At 39.3% G+C, this 22,345-nt stretch carries 20 protein-coding genes; 12 read left to right on the top strand and 8 right to left on the bottom strand.

Features of this window, described 5'->3' with window-relative positions; all coding sequences use genetic code 11:
• Positions 1-191 precede the first annotated feature (191 nt).
• Positions 192-749, top strand: coding sequence for a hypothetical protein (locus AC07UV_RS16220; protein ID WP_282252994.1), 558 nt, complete (start codon positions 192-194; stop codon positions 747-749).
• Between the two features lie 138 nt (positions 750-887).
• Here AC07UV_RS16220 and AC07UV_RS16215 read toward each other — a convergent pair whose 3' ends face one another.
• The gene (locus AC07UV_RS16215; protein WP_495184500.1) at positions 888-1,112 is read right to left on the bottom strand and encodes a hypothetical protein; all 225 of its coding nucleotides are present in this window, start codon (positions 1,110-1,112) and stop codon (positions 888-890) included.
• Between the two features lie 245 nt (positions 1,113-1,357).
• Between AC07UV_RS16215 and AC07UV_RS16210 the strand changes: the two genes are divergently transcribed.
• Complete coding sequence (locus AC07UV_RS16210; RefSeq protein WP_282252996.1) at positions 1,358-1,804, top strand: nuclear transport factor 2 family protein; 447 nt, start codon at positions 1,358-1,360, stop codon at positions 1,802-1,804.
• Positions 1,805-1,923: 119 nt separating this feature from the next.
• Here the strand turns inward: AC07UV_RS16210 and AC07UV_RS16205 are convergent, their stop codons facing one another.
• Both AC07UV_RS16205 and AC07UV_RS16200 read right to left on the bottom strand, forming a co-directional pair.
• A complete protein-coding gene (locus tag AC07UV_RS16205; RefSeq protein WP_282252998.1) occupies positions 1,924-3,156 on the bottom strand; it encodes a hypothetical protein in 1,233 nt (410 codons plus the stop codon).
• Between the two features lie 140 nt (positions 3,157-3,296).
• Complete coding sequence (locus tag AC07UV_RS16200) at positions 3,297-4,199, bottom strand: DUF6528 family protein (protein WP_495184499.1); 903 nt, start codon at positions 4,197-4,199, stop codon at positions 3,297-3,299.
• Between the two features lie 88 nt (positions 4,200-4,287).
• On the opposite strand from AC07UV_RS16200, the gene AC07UV_RS16195 reads away from it, so the two are divergent.
• The 3 genes from AC07UV_RS16195 to AC07UV_RS16185 all read left to right on the top strand — a co-directional run bounded on the left by AC07UV_RS16195 (position 4,288) and on the right by AC07UV_RS16185 (position 6,872).
• A complete protein-coding gene (locus tag AC07UV_RS16195; protein ID WP_495184498.1) occupies positions 4,288-4,917 on the top strand; it encodes an HD domain-containing protein in 630 nt (209 codons plus the stop codon).
• A gap of 223 nt (positions 4,918-5,140) precedes the next feature.
• A complete protein-coding gene (locus AC07UV_RS16190; protein ID WP_282253003.1) occupies positions 5,141-5,587 on the top strand; it encodes a nuclear transport factor 2 family protein in 447 nt (148 codons plus the stop codon).
• A 148-nt stretch (positions 5,588-5,735) separates the two neighbouring features.
• A complete protein-coding gene (locus tag AC07UV_RS16185; protein WP_495184497.1) occupies positions 5,736-6,872 on the top strand; it encodes a dienelactone hydrolase family protein in 1,137 nt (378 codons plus the stop codon).
• 153 nt (positions 6,873-7,025) lie between these two features.
• Here AC07UV_RS16185 and AC07UV_RS16180 read toward each other — a convergent pair whose 3' ends face one another.
• The 5 genes from AC07UV_RS16180 to AC07UV_RS16160 all read right to left on the bottom strand — a co-directional run bounded on the left by AC07UV_RS16180 (position 7,026) and on the right by AC07UV_RS16160 (position 10,619).
• A complete protein-coding gene (locus AC07UV_RS16180) occupies positions 7,026-7,787 on the bottom strand; it encodes a hypothetical protein (protein WP_495184496.1) in 762 nt (253 codons plus the stop codon).
• A gap of 53 nt (positions 7,788-7,840) precedes the next feature.
• Positions 7,841-8,362: a GNAT family N-acetyltransferase gene (locus AC07UV_RS16175; RefSeq protein ID WP_495184495.1), complete on the bottom strand. Its 522-nt coding sequence runs from the start codon at positions 8,360-8,362 to the stop codon at positions 7,841-7,843.
• 171 nt (positions 8,363-8,533) lie between these two features.
• Complete coding sequence (locus AC07UV_RS16170; protein ID WP_282253011.1) at positions 8,534-9,337, bottom strand: helix-turn-helix domain-containing protein; 804 nt, start codon at positions 9,335-9,337, stop codon at positions 8,534-8,536.
• Positions 9,338-9,355: 18 nt separating this feature from the next.
• Positions 9,356-9,760, bottom strand: a complete 405-nt coding sequence (locus AC07UV_RS16165; RefSeq protein ID WP_495184494.1) for a GlcG/HbpS family heme-binding protein — start codon at positions 9,758-9,760, stop codon at positions 9,356-9,358.
• Positions 9,761-9,827: 67 nt separating this feature from the next.
• A complete protein-coding gene (locus AC07UV_RS16160; protein ID WP_282253015.1) occupies positions 9,828-10,619 on the bottom strand; it encodes an SDR family oxidoreductase in 792 nt (263 codons plus the stop codon).
• 747 nt (positions 10,620-11,366) lie between these two features.
• Here AC07UV_RS16160 and AC07UV_RS16155 point away from each other — a divergent pair.
• From AC07UV_RS16155 to AC07UV_RS16125, 7 genes are all read left to right on the top strand, one after another.
• Positions 11,367-11,972: an RNA polymerase sigma factor gene (locus tag AC07UV_RS16155; RefSeq protein ID WP_282253016.1), complete on the top strand. Its 606-nt coding sequence runs from the start codon at positions 11,367-11,369 to the stop codon at positions 11,970-11,972.
• Between the two features lie 104 nt (positions 11,973-12,076).
• Positions 12,077-13,249, top strand: a complete 1,173-nt coding sequence (locus AC07UV_RS16150; protein ID WP_495184493.1) for a FecR family protein — start codon at positions 12,077-12,079, stop codon at positions 13,247-13,249.
• Positions 13,250-13,460: 211 nt separating this feature from the next.
• Positions 13,461-16,898 (top strand): TonB-dependent receptor, encoded by a 3,438-nt coding sequence (locus AC07UV_RS16145; protein ID WP_495184492.1) that lies wholly within the window; start codon positions 13,461-13,463, stop codon positions 16,896-16,898.
• Between the two features lie 11 nt (positions 16,899-16,909).
• Positions 16,910-18,535 carry a RagB/SusD family nutrient uptake outer membrane protein gene (locus AC07UV_RS16140; RefSeq protein ID WP_495184491.1) on the top strand — a complete coding sequence of 542 codons (1,626 nt, stop codon included), beginning with the start codon at positions 16,910-16,912 and terminating at the stop codon, positions 18,533-18,535.
• A gap of 77 nt (positions 18,536-18,612) precedes the next feature.
• Positions 18,613-19,755 carry a SusE domain-containing protein gene (locus AC07UV_RS16135; RefSeq protein WP_495184490.1) on the top strand — a complete coding sequence of 381 codons (1,143 nt, stop codon included), beginning with the start codon at positions 18,613-18,615 and terminating at the stop codon, positions 19,753-19,755.
• Between the two features lie 9 nt (positions 19,756-19,764).
• Entirely contained in the window at positions 19,765-20,892 is a 1,128-nt protein-coding gene (locus AC07UV_RS16130) for a glycoside hydrolase family 76 protein (protein WP_495184489.1), read from the top strand.
• 70 nt (positions 20,893-20,962) lie between these two features.
• A complete protein-coding gene (locus AC07UV_RS16125) occupies positions 20,963-22,147 on the top strand; it encodes a glycoside hydrolase family 76 protein (RefSeq protein WP_495184488.1) in 1,185 nt (394 codons plus the stop codon).
• Positions 22,148-22,345 lie beyond the last annotated feature (198 nt).

Raw genomic sequence — 22,345 nt, 5'->3', positions numbered from 1 at the left:
TAGTGGTCATATTTCTACTGCTTGATTATTGGTTTTAAAAAAATCTCCCGTTTATTTGTTTAACAATGTTTTTATTATACTTTAGCCTTATCTATTATTTTACAATTATATTGACCAATAAATTTTGTGCAAGGATTGATTCTTTAGCTATCATTGTTATATGAATTTGCAATAAAAAAGAGCTTTTTAAAATGAAAGGAGGATTATTTATAGCTGTGGGAATTTTTGCGATATTCATCTCTGTCTGCTTGCAGGGCTGTGTAGGCAATAATGGCTCGCGCGAGGAAGGGACCCGAGATAATACCATTTCTGGTTCTTTTCGGTTTGATTCGCTTGTACACTATGCAACAATGATCGATCTTTATCAAATAGGAGAACTGGAAAACAAGAAGACTAAATCCGAACAGGATGTTTTTTTGTTGTCCGTCTTAGGCGATAATGAGGTTGACACTGCTATCCTTAATAGGTTAGAGGGGGTAGGTTATACTAAAACGTTGATCAATAGATCACATTCTGGCGTTATAGATTCATTATTTTTTCGTAAAACTCGTCAAGATAACGTAGATAGTTCCTGTATACATGAATTTAGAGATATCTTGGTTTTTTATAAGAATAAAAAATGTATTGGACTTGCCAAAATTTGCTTTGATTGCAAAGCGATGGTTTCATGGGACAGAGGTGTCCAATTCAAAGGTTTTGGTGATTGGTCAGATTATGATAAATTACATCCGATATTACGAGAAAAATAAGATCTACGACTTAATCTATCAAGGTTTGGACGGTATAACCATTTCCAAATCGGCAAGATCTGCAATACCTTTTTTTTATAATGATTTCTTTCCATCAGCCATCTTGAGTTTTCAACCCGGTACACCCAGGTGCCTACCTCAAAATCTTCCCAATTTTCTCTGGGATCGTGATAAGGTGGAATTTCCCCACGGCAGATTCTGATTCCATCCATTTTTTTGAATGGTGATTCCGCCAAACTGTTCATCCTCCGTTTCAACGCAAATGGAAGTTCTATTTTTATCGTATAACGCGGTGGTAATCAGTACTAGATCTACAACTAGGGGGACTTTAATCGCTTGGATATAGGGGTTATGATCAATCATCTATATTTTGTTTTTAGATTTTTAAAAAGCATTTTAAATTTCACCTCCCTATTTCCTGTGTTCACCGAGTTTTTACACCCATTGACCTAAAGTTCATATGCTAAGAAGCTGTTGTGTTATAATTTTGAATCAACAAATAAGAACAACAAGCGATCATGGGAATAGATAAAGATGCACATGATAGCTTGTCACAAATAAAGAACAAATTATTTAGATGAAAAACTAATAAATAAAATAAGCATATTATGAAAACATTAGTAAAAATATTCGTAGCATCAGCTCTGATCGCAATAGGTGCCTTCGCTAAGGCCGCAGATAAACCATCCTTTACGTCGGAGAAAGCTATAGTCAATCTATTCACAGCAGATATTGCTCTTAATCATTATGTTGCGGTTATTACTGAGGGAGAGTCGGCAGGAGTAGATCAATTATTTTCTGCTGATTTCAGTCAAAAAATCCAATCTGGAAATGCAGCGACAAATAACCGTAGTGAAGTAATCAAATTTTTGAAAAAGCAAAAAGGGGAGAAGCTCAACTGTAAGGTAAATACCCAGATCATCGAAGAATCGTTAGATTATATGGTCGCAAAGGTAACTATGCAATTTGCGGATTTTACCAAGACAGATCTCGTGACTTTGGTCAATGAGAACGGAAACTGGAAAGTATCCAGTTCAGTAAATGCATTTAAATAGAACAAAGAATCAATAACTAGTGGTCAGTCAAGTTAGCTCATAGCCTGACTATTAGTGAATCATAAGTTTATAAGTTTAGTTTAGTAGCCACGTCGTGAGATGTGGCTTTTTTGTGCCATTTAGTTTGAAACATTTATATGTTCTTTTTTTACAACTTTATCACTTGGATTTTTGAATTCGAGCACATACTTTCCCGGTCTTAGATAAAGTATCTCTTGTGTGTTTTTTATGAAAAGTTGATCCGCTGGTATACGGTGCCCTTTTTGTTCATTTGCATAAAAGGCTTGGACAAAAAGTCCCTTTTCTTTCTTTTTTGTCTCTAATGGGGTTGCTTTTCGGAGTCCGCCAATAGTTAGATATTCGGGCCGCTTGTTAGGTTTTAAATAGCGCGGATAAATTATTGAAATGTCAACAAACTTATCATGCCATGCGCTGTCATTTTTCAGAGCAATCACAGGATCACTGAATGAATCAAGTTGGTTTACAATCCGAAATTGGCCGGTCTCAAGTTCAGGATGATATTGCTCGATATGTTGGGTCTGTGATATGGTCAGAGGGTTAATATTGGTCATGTCCTTAAAGAATTGAGCCATTTTTTTCCAATCAGTCTTAGATCCTTCGTGGATATGGTCATATCCTGCATAAACGAGTATTTTAGCATCAGGATCAGTTTTCAAAATTTTGGCTAAGTTGACCGCCTGTAACGAATCCCGCAAACGATTACTAGTTGTATTTCTCACAGCTTCGTATTTTACTAATATAAATTGTTCTCGCAAGGCTTCGCGGATCATTTCTGCAAAGAGCGGTTCACGACAATAGAAACCTGCTGTGTCTGTGATATGTTTGGTCTCGTTGATATTTTTATCCATTAGTGCTTCAATTGCGAGATATTTAAAACCCAATTGACGGTACCCATTTAATAATTGTAATACAAAAGCACGGTGATATGGAATATTGTGTGCTTCATTGATCATGACAACCTTTTCATTTTTTGATTGTTGCAAAATGTAGTTTTTAGCGTCGACAAATTGGTGCTGATTGTAAAAGATAGTATCGCAATCAACTTTGTATTCTTTGATCCATTTGACATATTGCTGATCCCAATAGAATCGTGATCTGTTGTAATTTCCTATGGCAGCGTGATAAGTGGATAAAAGTTGATTGAAAAGCCCCCGAGTCCTATCATCCATACTGTCCACGGAAAATTTATTGAATTCCTGTATTACAAATTGGTAGTTTTCCGTATGATTTTTACCGATCTGATTATGTAATTCAAGTAATTTATCGGTCGTGATCTGACCATATCCCCACTGACCAATCAAAATAAATACTAATACTAAATATCTTTTCATAACTAATGTTTTAGTTTTGCATAACTAAGATATTAGTTATAAGTCATGTTTCAAAAAATATCTTCTTATCTGTCTTTTATAAGTTTACTTATAACGCTAATTTAACTTAACAAGATAAATCAAACAACTTGCATGGGGCCTTAATTACAGACACGGACTTTATAAAGTTTCAAGGTCGGTATATATACCTTCTGATTTGGGTTGGTCGCATAGATATTGAATGTCCACCAACTTTCTTCTGCTTTTGTGTATACCAGACGGTTTGTTTTTGCATTCCAGTTTATGGATTTTATATGATGAGCATCAGCTAAGGGTGAGAATGGATCGAATTTGTGTTCTTTTATAGAAAAAATAGCCGCGCCATCTGTAAACGAAACCAGTAAACGATTTTCGTCTATCAGGGAGAGGTCATGTCCGCCTTGTCCGGGAATTTTTATTGTATTGACGAGAATTAAGCTTTTTTTAGCATCAGTTAATTTATAGGTTCGCAGATCGTCATAGCCAAGTACAAATAATTGCTGTAATTTGTTGTTCCAGACTACACCATGCCCCGAATAAAGCGTGTCCTTGTAGATGGGTTTCTCTGGTTGGTTCAATTGATAAAGCTCCAGAGAATTACCTTTTGGATGAGTCGAGTTTGCCACAGCTACAAGTTTTCCAGGCAGTAGGTCCGCTGAATGGGCCATTGGTGTCTTCGCATAGAACTCAATTTTTTTATCGGCGATATTTAATAAGCAGGTTGCACCAGTGGACGATGTAATTAGGATTTTTTTATTCAAAAATACTGGCTTGCATTCATCTATTGACTTGAAATAGTCGCTATATTCCTTCGGTATTTGATTGGCACTTTCTTCGAATTGCCATTTCCAGACCACAGCTGAGCTATCTGAGCCAATTGCTGGATTGATAATAAGTACTTTGTCGTCACCACAGGCAACCCAATATCCCTTAGGGATCTGAGTCAGTTGTTGGCTATTGCCTAGAAAAGGTATTGCTAAGATGATCCACAGCACCAATGTGTCAATTATTCTACCAGGTTTCATACCTCGTTCGGTTTTAATTTCGTATTTAAAGTTAATTAGATAAGTTGTTTGAAAACGAATATGATAACAAAAATAATTAGCTTTACTTATGATCATTGATGTTTTACAGATGAAAGAGATTTATTTTTCGTGCCTCAAACCATATACTGAGGATATCGACCTACTGGAATCCTGCTGGAATGAGGTAATCGTATCATATTCCGATCAACGAAGGGCATATCATACCTTGGTGCATTTGCAGCATTTTAGCAATCAATTAGATCTTTGCAAACATAAGTTGTCAGATTATTCTACCGCCTATCTAGCTATGATTTATCATGATATCGTCTACTTTATGATGGATGGTACTAACGAAGAAAAGAGCGCACTTATTGCTGTGAACCATCTAAATATGCTGCAGTATCCATCCGATTTGATCAGCTTATGTAGCGAGATGATCTTAGCAACAAAGACACATGACAGCAATAGTTCTTCTGATATCAATTACTTTATAGATGCCGATATGTCCATACTAGGGGCTGATAGTGTATCTTATACTAAATACGCTGCTGGAATCCGTAAAGAATATGGTGATTCTATTTATTTTGACCGTGGCAGGAAACAAGTTCTGCAGAGTTTTCTGAATATGGAAAGGATCTTTAAAACAGATCTCTTTTTCGATAGGTATGAAAAACAAGCCCGTGTAAATATTCAACTGGAGATTGACAACTTAGTTTGAATTTCCTGTCGTAGCTTTACCTCCCCATTTCCGCCATTCACCGAGTTTTCCAGTTCATTAGTCTAAAGTTAATAGACTGTGGACCTATTGTGTCGTAGTTTTGAATCAACAAATAAGAACACCACCATTATGAGCATAGATGGAAATGCTCATGATAGCTTCATCACAAATTGAGGAAGAAATTATTTAGATGAAAAAACTAACACAATAGCATAAAGACATTATGAAAACGCTAATAAAAACATTCGCAGCAGTCGCTTTAATTGCATTATCTACTTTCGCTATGGCAACTGAAAAAATAGTCGGAAAAACAGAGAAAGCATCAGTTAATCTTTCCACAGCAGGCTTAGCCCTTGACCATTATGTGGCGGTGACAACGAAAGGTGAATCAGCAGGAATAGAGCAGTTGTTTGCTGAGGGTTTCAGCCAAAACGTTCAATCTTCACATACAGCAATCAATAACCGTAGTGCTGTGGTCGATTTTTTCAAAAAACAAAAAGGAGAAAGGTTGAATTGTAATGTGAGCGCCCGGATCATCGAAAAGTCCGCAGACTATATGATCGCAAAAGTAACCATGAAATTTGAAAATTTCACAATGACGGATCTTGTTACTTTGATTCGTGAAGGCGACAGCTGGAAAGTATCCAAATCTATTAACTCGTATAAATAAGCAGGTCGTTTAAAATAAATATATATGTTGGAGAGCCGCATCGCGAGATGTGGCTTTTTAGTCGAGCTGTACCCTTCAAATTACATCTATTTTCTTGCTTAACATATTTATATAGGTTTATTTCCTGCACAATTATCCAAATTAAAAAATGAAGATTTTAACTGTATTGCTTGTCTTGCTTTCTTTTCAGAAATCAGTTGCTCAATCTTATGAACAATTGATGGATCTGGCTAGTACACAAATTAAATTGGAAAAATACAATGAAGCTCTTCTGATTTTTCAAAAAGCTTTTAAAAAACAAGATGATAAAGGCAAATATGATTATGCAAATGCGCTAGTGATTGCGCTACGCTGTGGTAAAACCAACTTGGCAATTGAATGGTTAAATGAAGGCGTTAAATTGGGCTTGGGCGATAATGAACAAGAGCTGTCCTATTTTAAAAATGATTCCATATTTAAATCAATAATACATGACCACACATACAAAAAAATCTTAGCGAAGATGGATGCCCAAATTCAGGAAAAATATAAACTAGACAAAATTTGGCAAGATGAAATTCTATCGAATGTGATCTCAAGAAAACAGGCTTCCTATCAAAATGCACGACAAGGTTTTGCGTTGTATCATATTAATCAAGATGGGCTTGAAATTCCATATCTTGTATTTGTTCCCAAGGGTTACCAGTGCGATACGCCAACAAGGGCTCTTTTTTTCTTACATGGAGGTGTGAGTGCTCATGAAGCATCGTTAACAGTAGACCCTCAGACACGGTTTGAACCTATTTTTACAATTGCTGATAGCACCAATTCGATTGTTATATACCCCTTTCAAAAAGGAAATCCTGGATGGAAGAATTACGACAATTGTTCTGCAATTATTGCGAAGATATTGGACGAGGTTAAGCTTCGCTATTATTTGAATACCAAAACAATTTATTTGGGGGGATTATCAATGGGGGGAAACGTCTGTTATCAGTTTGCTCTGGAACGAAATACTCCGTTCCGAGCATTTTATACGATTTCGGCACGGCCGAAGATTGTTGATTTTGAATCCAAAAACGGAATCTCAGAACTTGCTCATCCAATCTACTCACTACATGCCAAAGACGATAATCTTTATACCTATGGAGACCTCATGAAAGTGTACCAACAGGTAGAGAAAGAGACTAAAAATTGGGTATTAAAATCTGTGGAAGATGGGGGACATGGGTTTTCATATTTACCTGCAGGTAAAAAATCAACGTTGGAATTTTTCAGAATGATGTTTAATAAAGAAGAGGAGTAATTCCTCTTCTTGCTAGATCCAAATTTTTTACGACAATTGAATTGCTCTTTATAAACTTTCCAATGTATCGGGGATTAACAGCAGTCCCAATTAAACCATATCGATATCGCATTAATATGGCTTGTTTTGAATACTAATTTAGCAAACAGTATTTTAATCTGCTATTAATGTTCCCGGTTGACTCAAAATTTTTCGGTTATCTTTCTCAACATTAAGGGTAATATCCGACGCATTTTTTTCGGCAATAATATTCCGATATATTTTGTAGGTATAGTCCCCGTTTGTGAATGTAATGACATGATTTCCTCCACTTCCGGCAAAATCCAGTTTACCGTTATTCAGCACAATATCAGGTCGTGCGTTTTCTTTGTTGCCAATCTTCCAAGAAGCATATCTATACTTTCCGTTAGCAAGTTCATCTACTCTAATCAGATACTTTTCGGTTCTTATTCTGTATACCGGATTTTTAAATTGCTTTAAAGAGCTGTGTACCTGATTTTTTTGTTGTTGGATCAGTGTTTGTTTTAGTTTTTTTTCAAAAGGGCTCTGATAGTTTATAGCGGTTATTTTCCCCATATCATTGTCTATCCATATCGTACCATTATCGAGCATGATTCCTCGCCACCCCACTTCCGTCCATTGTTCAGTTTTTGAACCCGCAATCAGATCGAGGAGTGCCTGATCAAAGACCTCATGAGACCGTTGCTTAAATTCTTTTGGGGTTTTAATATCTGGAATGGGATTTTCTCGCTTCAAGGGGTAATTTATAATGGTTGAAATCGCATCGAAGTTCTTTTGTTTGAACAGTGAGATCATAGTATTGATCTTGGCTTTTTTTGAAGCGTTAATTTCGGTATCCTGTGCCTGGCCAAAGCCATAAGTCAGTAACATGACAATTAAAAAGCTAAATTTCATCCGTTATTTTGTTATGCTGTATGTATCAGCTATGAAATTAATAAATTGTATTATTAATAATCAATTGAGTTTTCTTCCGCTATTTTATCTATTCCATAAACAATAATGTCTGAGTTATCCTCATCAATTTTACCTACGACCAATTTAAAGCCAACTCGCTCCAAGAGCTTTTTGGATGCTATATTCTCACGATGTGTATACGCTTCAATGTATTCAAATCCTGCTTCGTTGAAAGCATAATCCAGTATTGCCTTTACAGCTTCGCTCATTAATCCTTTCCCTTGAAATTGAGGAAGCAACTCGTAGCCTATCTCCGCATAATTCGTACTTCGGTCGATATTCCATAAGGTTAACGTTCCAATAAATTCACTGGAATCTATGGTATTGATCGTAAAGTAAAAATTATTTTTTATGACCAATTCTATAAACTGCCTGATATCTTCGAGATTTTTATTGACATCCCGCTGAATATACTTAGCAACTTGTGGATTGGTCCTGATATTATACATGTCTTGGAGATCGGACAGTTCGACGGGCTTCAATAATAATTTGTCTGTTGAAATTTTAGTTCCCATATCAAGTCTGTTTGTAATGAATTGACTCAATTTATGAATAAAAATTGTCATTTTATTGGTCTGCCAAGTACCTATTTTCCTCAATCGATTTCGGCTGTGGTCAACAGCTATAAATAGACCAAAAAGGCTTCTTTTCCCATACGACTAAAAAATTATAAGAGAAAAAGTATACTAGATTTCTGAAGTTGTTAAGCCATATTTCTCTTTGAAAGATGAATAAAAATGACTTAGGTTTTCAAAACCAAGATCCAGATAGAAACTTGTTGGTTTTTGTTGTTTGTGTTTGATTAAATAGTAGGCTTCTTCCAGACGTCTATTCTTGAGCCATAATTTTGGACTGCAATTAAAGATCTCAGCAAAGTCACGTTTGAAAGAAGATATGCTGCGTCCCGTAAGTTTTGCAAATGATCCTAGCGGAACATTAAACATATAGTTGTTGTTCATAAATTCTTCCAGATCAATTTTATACGTTTTAATGAAATCGAATAAAATATATTTTAAATCAGGGTTACTATCAAGCAAGAGCTCAATGGCCTCCCTGACTTTTATATCTGCAAGTCTTGGTGTTGCCTGTTTTGTTTTATTAATATAAGGAGCAAGCGAAAGAAAATAACTGCTGAGGAACTCATTAGGTTCAAAGAATAATTTCTGTTTTCCGCTATATTGCGTATCTATAACAATTTTATTTTCAAAAGCGTAACGCTGTAAGGTTTCTTTGTCCAACGTTATCGCAATGAAATTATACTTTCCAGATTTTGAAGGATATTTTATTGTGCGGATAAGCTGATTTTTTTTGACCAGAACGACCATATTTTCATGGATAATGGTAAATCCCTGATCATGAAAAGCATGTGTTTCACCGGAAAGCTGAAATCCTAGAAAATGATCCGGATAAAATTCCTCGGATCCCCTATGTTTTTCAAAAGCACAGGAATACACTAGTCTATCGAATATGATCTCGTGAGTTGCAGTCATTATACAAATATCACTAAATTAAAGAATTATCCGACTACCAGCACTTGCAATTTCCTTATCCTGTTCTGGAGTACCTCCGGAGCAGCCAATAGCTCCAACGATATTGTCTTTCGCGTCTTTAATGACTATTCCGCCAGGTATTGTCAATAAACCATCATTGGAGTTGATCATTCCATAGGAATGGATATCAGCTCCAGCAATAATACTCCCCATGGTGTCGCTGTCTACACCAAACATGACAGCAGTTTTTGCCTTTTTTATAGCGAATTCTATAACACCAAAGACACTGTCAAGTCTTGCTAAAGCCATTAAATGGCCACCATTATCTACGACTACTATGCAGACAGAAATACCTAATTCGTTTGCTTTCACAATAGAAGCATTCAATATTTGGGTTGCTTGATTATAGTTTATATTCATCATATTGGTCCATTATTTTGTAAAAAGAGCACAGCAGCGTAGCTGTGCCCATAAGATATTGTTTCTTCAACTAACTTTTTGCCGTCCAAGCTTCAATCTGCAGCTGTTTTACAAAATCTTCGGTTTCCTTAGGATAAACATTCCTAAAATTAGAATTTTCGTCCAGCGCTACATCTACAATGCAATTGGCCATAGCCTGTGGATCTAATTGATTATTCAACGATTCAGCAATGCCATCAAATACAGCAGATGGTGTAAAATTGATCTCGGGATCGTACCAACGGAATATGCTATCCACGCCACGGTCATTAAATCCTGTACCATACACCCCGGGATTACATGTCGCGATCTTGATGTTAAAGTCTGCTAGTTCGGTTTTTAACCCTTCTGCAATTGCTTCCATCGCGTGTTTTGAAGCGCAATAAGCTGCAACATAAGGCACTGTCCAAAGACCGCCCATCGAAGTAGTGAACACGACCTTGCCTGGCTTTTTCTGTGCAATAAATTTTTTGATAAAGCCTCGTGCAAGTTCGAGACCTCCAAATACATTGACATCAAACATGGCACGGATTAAGTCCATTGGCTGTTCAGCGATTGGCCCACCTTCCATGATGCCAGCGTTGCTGATCAGGATATCTATATCATATTTCTTGTGAATATAAGCCAGATCCCGGGGGTTGGTCACATCTAATTTGTCAACGATAAGATCGATTCCTCTTTCGGTAGCCTCACGTATTAAGTCACTCACCTGTGGATAAACCTGTGCAGTGGCAATTACTTTGTAACCCTTGCTTGCCAGATCAAATGCAGCAATTTTTCCAAAACCGCTTGCAGCTCCTGTTATTAATATTGTTTTACTCATTTTTTTAATCTAAATGGTTTAGTCTAAATTACATGAGTTTGCATGTTATAAGTATTTCTGTACGGTTCAATTTTATATTGTTCAATGGCTCAATCTTCCAATGTGAAAACGCATAGTCGTGAAGATGCGGTTAGATTCAGTGCCATCCTGCGATCTGGCTTTTTCTGTTTTTAAGGGAGCAGGTAGGAGATTCTTTTCTAAATAATACTTATTTAACAGGTAAATTATTCGTGTTTAAAACGGATTTTATACGCTTTTATCCGAATGAAGTCCGAATGAGGTCCCTATGAAGTCCGTATAAAGTCCCTATTAAATGATAAGATAATACGAACTAATCCCTACTTTTTTCCTCGTTATATTAAGACAAAGGACAGTTTATAAAATCCATAGGGAAGCAAAAAATGCTGTTGCCTGATCATTTGTTAATTTTCTTCTGAAATAAGCAAAACCGTTTTAGTTTTTTTTATATTTGTTTTATTCAATCTTATGGATATATCAATAGCTAAGCGATAGACGTCCTGGAATCTAAAATTTTTCGGAATGCCAGCACGAGTTTATTATCAGATTTTATGGCGGTAATAAATTTATTGAATGTGACCTAAGACGGATAGGGGATAACCAAAATATGATAAAGCTATAGCATTTTTACTTTTCAACGAAGGGGATAGTTCTTGCTATTTTGTCATCACTATGAGCGAAAGGTCCGAGATTTGGTGACCCATTTTTTATATTTTCACCGGAGTGACAATGTATAAACCGAAATATGATCATATTGAAGAGAAGGAAAACCTGTTGGCCCTGCGTTCGGGCTGCCAAACAGCTTTTCGTCAAATTTATACCCTCTACAGTGGCCGAATCTATCTCAACATTCGTAAAATGGTCAAGTCCGAACAGGATGCTGCTGAGCTTTTACAGGAAGTTTTTATAAAAGTATGGGATAAGCGGGAGCTAATTGATCCCGAACAGTCTTTTCGATCCTACCTGTTTCAGATTGCAAAATACACCGTATATAACTTTATCCGTAAAAATAATTTGGAGAAACAGATTCAAGCCTACCTTAGTCTCCATAATACACAATTATATAGCCATGTAGAGGAACAATTAGACGAAAAACAGGACGAACAATGGCTCTCCCAGACGATTGAACAGCTTCCACCCCAACGCAGACTGATCTACAAGCTTTGTAAGATCGAAGGTAAAAGCTACGCCGAAGTAAGTACCTTATTAAGAATATCGACTTCGACTATCAATGATCATATTGTAAAAGCTACTAAATACATCAAAGAAAGGCACGGTGTTTTGGATAAGTCCACGCTGCTAATTGCCTCTTTTATACTTCTCCAGCATCATTAATTCATCTTATTTTCTTTAGGCTGAAAAAATATAAAATAAAATTGCAACGGGAGCAGATGATCATTGCTTTTGAAGTGTATTAGCTAAAAAGAAGATAACCAATTGTGGAGAAAAAAATACTTCAACATACGTTGAGGCAGTATATACATGGGGAACTCAGTGAGGAAAATTCCCGCGCTTTTCTGTCTTATATAAAATCTGGGGAAGACCGGATACTGCTGCAGGAACTGATCCAGGAGGTACTGGATGATCCTGTCGATCAAGCCTTGCTTCAGGATCCCGAACTCCTGCTCGTATTGGATAACACATGGGAGCAATTACATCTTCAGATAAATAAACCGAAAGTGAGATCATTGTGGTCCTGGAAACCTGTGGCTGCTGCTGCCGCTATCGTCATTGGAGTAATGTTTGCTGGCTGGTGGTTTTTTGATGGTGCAAGTGATTCCCAAAACCAACCGTCCGCGCAAGAGTTGATTTCACCAGGAAAACAATCCGCGACCTTAACTCTCGCCAATGGCGAGCAGATTCGCTTACAGGAGACCACGAATGGACAGATTGCAGATGAAATGGGGATCAAGATATCTAAAAGTAATGATGGACAATTGACCTACGAAGTAGGGGGAAATGTTGGTGCTGGAGCCGGCAATCATATATTATCAACAACCAAAGGAGAAACCTATCGGATTAAGCTACCAGATGGTACACAAGTATGGCTCAATGCCGCTTCAGCCCTTAAATATCCAATGCGGTTTGCCCTGGAGGGAAAAAGGGAAGTGGAATTGACAGGAGAAGCCTATTTTGAGGTAGCAAAGGATCCCAAACACCCTTTTATCGTCAAGACATCCGGTCAACAGATCAAAGTACTGGGTACTCATTTTAATGTAAATAGCTACACTGACGAACCAGTATTACGGACTACCCTTTTAGAAGGGAGTGTCGAAGTATCTTCCAGCAACCAAAAACTTCGGTTGCTTCCAGGACAACAGTCGAGTCTTAACACCAACGGAGTGCTTAAGTTACAGCAAGTAGATACAGCTCCAATAATTGCGTGGACCAGTCACGAATTTATGTTTGATGGGGATGATATCGAAAGTGTAATGCGAAAAATAGCACGCTGGTATAACGTGGATGTGATCTATCAGGGGAAAAAAACAACAGAGAAGTTCGGTGGTGGGATATCGCGCTTTGATGACGTAAAGCAAGTCTTAAATCTGCTTGAAAATACGGGGGCAGTCCATTTCAGGATTGAAGGGAAAACCCTATATGTTCTTCCGTAATTATTTAATAAATAATTGATTATAAATACCTAAAAAAGCAACTGATGAATAGAAATATACAAAACGAATAGTCACCACGGTGGGCTATAAGAAAGCAACCAAGATCCCGAAGGACTCGGTTGCTGTTTGGGACAATTAAATTTTAACTATCCAATCTGCATTATATTTCTGTTTTGGACGACTCGAATATACTGCAAATCAAACCTTGCAAATGTATCAAAATTATATCAGAAAAAAGGCGATAGCATATTTGCTATTCCGTAAACTATGGCTTATTATGCGATTGACGACCATAATTATCTTGGTTACTTTTATGCAGGTTAGCGCTTCGACTTTTGCACAAAAGGTAACATTGGAATACTCTAATATGAGCCTTAAAAGAATATTTAAGGACCTCAAGTCACAGACAGGGTACAATTTTCTCTATACAGAACGGCAAATGTCGGCGGCTAAACCTGTCAATATAAAAGTAAAAGACCGCATGTTGTCAGATGTACTGGTTCAGCTTTTTGCAGATCAGCCGCTGTCGTATCAGATGGACAGCAAGACAATCGTCATTCGGGACAAGCCCCGGTCTACAAGCATAGGCCCATCAGTACAGCAAGAGACGGTGCCAGTTCAGGCAATCATCAAGGGACGGGTGACCAATGAGCGTGGTGAACCGCTTGCCAACGTTTCCGTTCGCGTAAAAGGCAATGAATCAGCTGGAACTTCCACTGCCGCTGATGGTGGTTTTACGATCGGTAATCTTTCTCCTAAATCTACACTGATTTTTTCCTCTGTCGGGTACGATCAGCAGCTTGTGGAACTGGCTACTATGCGTACAGAGGAATTGGGACAGTTGCATGTGCTGATGAAAAGCAGCAATAGCCAGCTGGAAGAAGTTATCGTTATTGGATATGGTACTACGACGCGGCAGCGGGTTGTCGGTGCTGTCGATCAGATCAGTGCAAAGACCTTTCAGGACCGACCGGTCGGCAACGTCACACAGGCCCTGCAGGGCGCTTCCCCAAGTTTGACCATTCAACAGAAAAGTATGGATCCAAACGATAATTCAATGAACATCAATATCCGTGGAATATCTACGGTAAATAGCAATGCGCCACTAGTAGTGATTGACGGAATTATTACCGAAGGTGGGACACTGAACAAGATCAATCCGGACGATATCGAAACCGTGTCGGTACTCAAAGATGCAGGTTCCACAGCTATTTACGGCTCACGGTCGGCAAATGGTGTCATCTTGGTAACCACAAAAAGGGGGCGCCAAAATCAGAAACCCTCAGTTGCACTTGGGACGCAATGGGGTGTGCAGCAACCCAAAATCTTGTTTTCCCCAGTTGCTGGCTATGAAAACGCGACCTTACGTAATCTTGCGCTCACCAACTCAGGAATGGATCCACAATTTTCGCCGGCGGCGATTGCAGATCTGTACGCACACCAAGATATTGAGAAATGGAATTTGCCGGAAATCATGAAAAATTCGTTTCAACAAAAATATAATATCAGCGTCACAGGTGGTGGTGAAAAAAGCTCTTATTTATTCTCGGGAGGCTTTTATAATCAGCCCAGCAATTTTGTTGGACAGGATTTTGGGGTAAAACGCTATAATCTGCGGACGAACCTCAGTACTGAGATCGGCCGTTTTAAACTGACCTCGATTTTAGCTTATACGCGTAACAACAATATGAGCAATACCGCTGGAAGTGCCATTATAAATGCTTCCCGCCTCCCTTCTTATTATTACTATCGCATGCGGGCCGATAATGGAAAATACCTGGTCAACAACGCCTTGACAGATCAGAACCCCCTGGCGGAACTAAATGAAGGCGGTTATATCAAAAATGATAATGACTATTTTAACATCAATCTGAATCTCGAAGCAAAACTGTTCGACGGTTTGAAGTTGCGCGGTATTTTTGGCGCAGATATCTATGCAGACCATCGTTTTATCCGACGGATCCAAGTACCCCTGTATTCCAACCCTGATGCATTGCAGCCACAGGTATTCGTAAATTCGGATCGTAATACAGAAGATTTTAATGAAAAAGCCTCTTTGCTGAATTTCCAGTTACTGCTGGATTACGATAAGACCTTCGGGAGCCATCACGTTTCGGGTTTGATTGGTGCATCCAATGAGTCCTATACTCGTAGACAGAATGAACTTAAAATGAAGTTTACCGATCCAGTGCTGGGAACACCTACTACCGGAACAGTTATCGATCCTGCCAGTGCCCGTGTCACACCAAATGGAACTTTACAGAATAGCATCAACTCAATCTTCGGTCGTGCTGGATATGACTTTGAAAGTAAGTATTTTGCCGAATTCAGCTTTCGCTACGATGGATCTTCCAAGTTTTCAAAGGCAAACCGCTGGGGATTTTTTCCATCAGGATCACTTGGATGGCGAGCATCGGAAGAGCAGTTTATGAATTGGTATAAGGAGCATGTCGGTAGCCTCAAGATTCGGTCTACCTATGGTGTACTGGGAAATCAGGCCGTAGATGACTATTCGTATTATTTTACTTATGAATCTTATCCAAACAGCTATGGATTTAACAATAAGCCAGTAGCTGCCGCGGGATTTAACTATGCAAGTTTGGATTTGCGCTGGGAGAAAACCTATAATTTCAATGTTGGCCTTGATGCAACTTTCTTTCAGGATAAGCTGACAGCAAGCTTTGATTACTTTAAGAAGCGAACAGTAGATATTCTGATGTCACCACAGATCCCATCCGTGTTTGGGACCTCATTAAAAAACCAGAATTTAGGCGAAATGAACAATGAAGGCTGGGAGATCAACCTGACCTATCACGCTAAAACAGGTGAGTTTCAGCACCAGATCAATGCCAATATAGGCGATAGCCACAATAAGATTGTCTCCATGCCGGGAGATGACCGGATTTCAACAGTAGATAATATCACCAAATTGACACGTGTCGGCTTGCCGTACAATTCCTATTACGGATACAAAATGGCCGGACTCTTCCAGAATATTTCGGACATAGAGACCTCGGCCCTGCCAAGTGGCATCACTGCCGCTGATCTGCGACCAGGAGATGTCAAATATGTAGATCGCAATAATGATGGAATGATCGATGCACGGGATAGATTTGTCCTTGGTAATGGTTTTCCACGATTTACATTCGGCCTGACCTATAACCTCAGTTATAAGGATTTTGATTTTAGCATGTTCTGGCAAGGTGTTGGTAAACGGGATATGATGATCCGCGGTGAACTGATCGAACCCTTTCACCAGAATTATTCGTATGCTATTTATCAACATCAACTGGATTACTGGACACCGACAAATATTGATGGGCAGTGGCCTCGACTTACAGCTAATGGATCTACAGCCTCAACAAACAACTTTGGGAAAGATTCTGATCTCTATCTTTTCAATGGGAAGTATGCGCGTCTGAAAAATCTCCAAATAGGATATTCATTACCAAAGAATGTCATTTCTAAATGGGGTCTACAGCGGGTACGCTTCTTTGTTAATGCCCAAAATTTGCTGACATTGAGTAAAAACTCCTGGATAGACCCCGAGTCTTCCGAATTTGATTCCAACATGGGAGGTTCAGCCAATAGTGCCCGCAATTATCCAACGTTGAAATATTATGGCGGCGGATTAAATATTCAATTCTAACCATTTATGTGATGAGACTATATAAATTACTTATAGGAGGCTTGAGTTTAATGGCTGTTGTTCATTTCACTTCCTGCAATAAGTTGGATACCTTGCCAACAGATAGATTTACTGATGAGAACTTTTGGGATTACCCAGAAAACGCAGAAAAAATGGTCAATATGGCCTATAATCAGCTCTTCTCAGCCGACCGGTTATGGAATGATGAAGCGCTGAGTGATAATATTTTTGAAGGGCGGTCAAATACCGACCAACGCGCTATCCGCAATGGAACTGCTGACCCTACCTTGGGACGTTTCGCTTCGGAATGGTCCGATCTCTATGGCGGTATCAAGACCTGTCACGTCTACCTTGAAAATGTAGATCGTGTCCCCGGAATGGATGCTGCGCTCAAAAAACGCCGGATTGCGGAGGTACGCTTTATCCGTGCATTCCTCTATTTTAGACTGGTCAATTTTTACGGCGATGTCCCTTTCTTTACCAAAGACATATCCCTAGAGGAGTCTAAAGTCATTCCAAGAACGGCCAAGGCAACGGTCATGGCATTTATCCATCAGGAATTGGATGAATGTATGGCTGATCTGCCCAGCAAAGATGTGTTGCCTGCCGATGATAGAGGTCGAATTACAAAAGGCGCGGCTTCGGCTTTTCAGGCGCGGGCTTTTCTCTATGAGAGCAACTGGAACAAAGTATTGCAGTATTGTGAGAACTTGATCAAGAAACAAGGGGAATTTGGGACATATGCGCTTTTCGATAGTTATCCGGAATTGTTTACTGCAGCAAAAGAATACAATTCGGAGGTTATTCTGGATTACGGGTATGTGCCACAGCTGAAAACCTGGAATAAACTCTATGATGCCGCCCCGATCTCTGCTCAGGCGCGACTGAACGGCTATGCCCCTTTGCAGAGCCTTGTTGACAACTATATCACCCTTGATGGAAATACCATAAGCACGGATCCTAACTACAACAGTGATAATCCTTACATAAACCGTGACCCACGAATGGCGGCAACTCTCGTTTTTCATGGTGGCCAATGGACTGACTTTGATGGGACAGTTCGTAAGATTTTTATCAAGCCAGGCTCCGGAGGTACAGATAAAGAGCGCTTGGATGAGTATCAGGGAGCAAGTGCGAATGCTTCTGCAACCGGCTATTATGTAAAGAAATATTACGATGTGACAGCGACGGTAAAATACGATGCCGGGCTTAATATTATTATGTTCAGATATGCTGATATCTTACTGATGTATGCCGAAGCAAAAGAGGCACTGGGGCAACTCGATGCCGCAATTTGGGATATGACAATCAAACCTATCCGCAAAAGAGCAGGCTTTGTAGTGGATAAAGCGCTGGACTTTCCTGTCACTGGTGATCTGAAAACGATCGTACGAAATGAACGAAGAAGCGAACTCGCTTTAGAGGGGCTGCGTTACTATGATATCGTCCGTTGGAAAGCAGGTAAAACCTTTTTGGACGGACAGGTGACCGGTGCTAAATACGGTGGCAACAATAGCTATATCAAATTGGATATTAGACGATTTGACGAGAGTAGAGATTATCTATGGTCGGTACCAAGGACACAGATTGACCTGAATAAAAATTTGTTGCCCAATAATCAAGGCTATTCAAACTAAAATTTAATCGAAACTAACCGTTGTAATCGATAGCGTGAACAACGTCCGTTTTGAACTACAAAATTAAAGATAAAGACATGATATGGTATTTTAAAGTTATAGCAATGCTCGCATTGGTTGCGAACATCGTTTCCTGCAAAAAAGACGATATGAAATACTCGGATGCGGATGTATCCGCTGTGGAGAATTTATATGCACCTGCGGATGGGAAGGCAGTCAAATTATTGAGCTCGACCTCTGCAGCTCTCTATTTTGAATGGGAATCTGCACTGGTTGCCGATGGGGGAGCGGCCCAATATGAAGTTGTTTTTGATAAAGTAAATGGCGATTTCAGCAAGCCACTATATACCGTTACTTCGGACAATAACGGAAATTCAAACGGCGCGAATATCAGTCACAAAATATTGAATCAGGTGGCGGCCAAAGCTGGGATAGAACCTGGCGCAAGTGGTGACATCAGTTGGTCCGTGTATTCCATACGGGGCATGAAACGTGTGCTGAGTAAAGTGAAAAAAAATCTGAATATCAAAATGCTGGAAGGGTTTGCAGATATTCCGGACGAATTGTTTATTACCGGTGAAGGTGCTGAGAACGGTACCGCCATTGCTCAGGCAATACCATTTAAGCTTGTAGGTAATGGTGAATATGAGGTTTTTACAAAATTGGAAGCCGGTAAAAAATATATCTTTACGGATCGCAAATCGGCGGATGGACGTGTATTCTATTCCGAAGATCAAACCAAGATAAAAGAAGAAGCGACCGGAAGCAATACCATTGCCAAGACTGCGGTGTATCGAATTCGAATTGATTTCAACGTTTCGACGATTACCTATGCTGAAATCAAAAGCATGGGTGTTTATTTCTCACCTTCAGGTGCGGTGGTACTGGATCTCCCTTATCAAGGCAAGGGTATCTGGTCGGCAACAGGTGTCATCAACTTTAAGCAGGAAAGCTGGGGGCGCGACCAACGCTATAAGTTCCAAATGGAAACGGTCAAGGCCGGAAAGGCAGAGACTGTACAATTAGGGACTCAGACGGGTACCGATAGCCCACCAAACAGCTCTTCCGCCCCAGCGTATTACTTTGTCCGTATATTACCTAATCTTTCGCAATGGGATGACAAATGGAAATTTGTGGATGCTGTAGATGGGCGTCCGACAAAAATTTCCATGATCTTACAAGGGGACAAAGATTATACACATGCCGTAGTTCCAAATTAAAAAGAGGAAATGATGAAGAAAATAGTGATAATTTCATCCATGCTGTTCTTACTGTTTGGGTGTACTAAAGTCGAGGATACCTACCTATACGACGATACGATTCAGGAATCTTGGACGGAGGTCGCTACGCAGGTGTCCGACAAAATGATCTCTGGTTTCTGGAATGAAGCGGGATATTTTAACAACGCCATCAACCAATCAGATCAGGGCTTTCAATACTGGCCCAATGCCCATGCGATGGACGTAGTTATTGATGCGTACCAACGGACGAAGGACGCTAAATACAGCGCCTATTTCAGTAAGTGGTTTGAGGGTGTCAGGGTTAAAAATGGCAACACTTACTATAATGTATTCTATGATGATATGGAGTGGAATGCTTTGACTATGCTGCGGCTATACGAGACGACTAAGGAGCAGAAATATCTCGATGCGGTACTACTTTTATGGACTGATATTTTGAAAGCCTGGAATGAGCAATATGCTGGTGGTGGATTGGCCTGGCGCAAGGATATGTTATACAGCAAGAACGCCTGTTCTAACGGACCCGCTAGCATTCTTGCGGCTAGACTTTATAATTTAACAAAAAATGAAAACTACCTGACATGGGCCAAAAAGATTTATGAATGGCAGAAAGCAACCTTGTATAACCCATCTTCAGGTGCTGTATACGATAATATCAATGGCGAGACAGATGCGGTTGATGTGACCACGTTAACCTATAATCAGGGAACTTTTCTTGGTACGGCTGTGGAGCTTTTTAAGATTACCAAAGATCCGATCTATCTGGTCGATGCGCAGAAAATTAGTTATTACACCATTACTCGCTGTATAGATGCGGGGAATAATATTTTGCGCGATGAAGGTAATGGTGACGGTGCGCTGTTTAAGGGTATATTTATCCGGTACTTTGTTGAATATTTGAACCTGGAGGGAATCGATGCAGGTTATCGCGCAAAGTTTGAGAAGTTTTTGGTTAACAACGGTAAAATTGCCTGGACCAAAGGAACCAGCCTGCCAACGCTACTATTTGGCTCTTCTTGGTCTCAGCCACCGATTGGTAACAGCGAAATTTCAGCTTATGCCAGTGCTGCCATGCTGTTTGAAGGGCTGGCACGCTATCAGATAAGGTCAAAATAACAGATTGGATACCTCGGAGCCATTAGATGAGCATTAGTTCCTGATGGCTTCATTAAACTAATAGATGCAGATGAAACAAATAAACCAGATAACGACGACATTACTTCTGACAGGATTATGCTATTTGACGACGCAGGCGCAAGTTAAAAAAGATCAATTCTCCGAACGCGCGCAAAAGACCCTAGATGTGGTCTATAACAAATATGGGGGCGCTGAAAATAAATTATTGATCGAAAAATATCCTTTTGATGAAAATTTTAAAGCAGATTATCTGAATAATAACGAACAAGCAGGGCAGCAGAAAAAATACGCCTATCTCTGGCCTTTCTCTGGCAGTTTCTCGGCCGTAAATGCATTGATGGAGCTGTCAAAGGATAAAGCCGACCATCAGAAAGTATTGGATCAAAAGGTACTGGTAGGACTCCGTGAATACAGAGATGAACAGCGTGTACCTGTGGGCTATGCGTCATATATCAATTCCGCACCAGCATCAGACCGTTTTTATGATGACAATATATGGTTGGGGATTGATTTTACTGATAGCTATATCCAGACCAAAAAGGCTGATTACCTCAAATATGCAAAAGAAATATGGGCTTTTGTGAAGAGTGGTGAAGATAACAAGCTTGGCGGTGGTATTTATTGGTGTGAGCAAAAGAAGGAATCCAAAAATACCTGTTCGAATGCTCCCGCAGCAGTGTTCGCGCTAAAACTATTTGAAGCAACCAACCAGAAGGATTATCTAAATGAAGGTCGACGGCTATATGAATGGACAAAAGCAGGTCTGCAAGATCCAGATGACAAGCTATATTGGGATAATATTCATCTTAATGGGAAGGTAGATAAAGCCAAATATTCCTATAATTCAGGCCAGATGTTGCAGGCTGCAGCCTTGCTTTATAAACTAACGAAGGAAAAAAAGTATCTGATGGATGCGCAGCAGCTGGCTGAAGCTTGTTTAAGCTATTTTTTTCAGACCAGAGATGGAATTGATTTTCCAGTATTAAAAAATAGCAATGTCTGGTTCCATGCTGTGATGATGCGGGGATATATCAGTTTGTTCGAACAGGATGGGAATAGAAAATACATGGACATTTTTGCGAAAAATCTTGATCTGGCATGGCATAAAATGCGCGATCAGGATGGGCTGTTTGATGCTGATTGGACATTGGAGAAACCAAAAAAATCCAAGTGGTTGTTGGATCAATGTGCTTTTGTGGAGATGTACGGCCGCTTAGCGAAATTCGGGTATTAGATTTTCTTTTATAGGTGATTTCAGTTTTGTTCCTGAACAAAAACAAATCATTACGTTTGATCATGTATGGATCATCACCTATTTAAGGCCACATTGTGCGATGTGGCCTTTTTTGTGCGTGATAAGATTATTTGCTATGGTTTTTATGAAAATGAAAGAATATTATTTTATAGCTTTGATTATTAAGGTTATATATAT

The sequence above is a fragment of the Sphingobacterium sp. GW821-FHT03E03 genome (assembly GCF_059420745.1).
The sequence above is the reverse complement of the archived record's forward strand: the minus strand, read 5'-3'. Positions and strand labels throughout refer to the sequence as shown.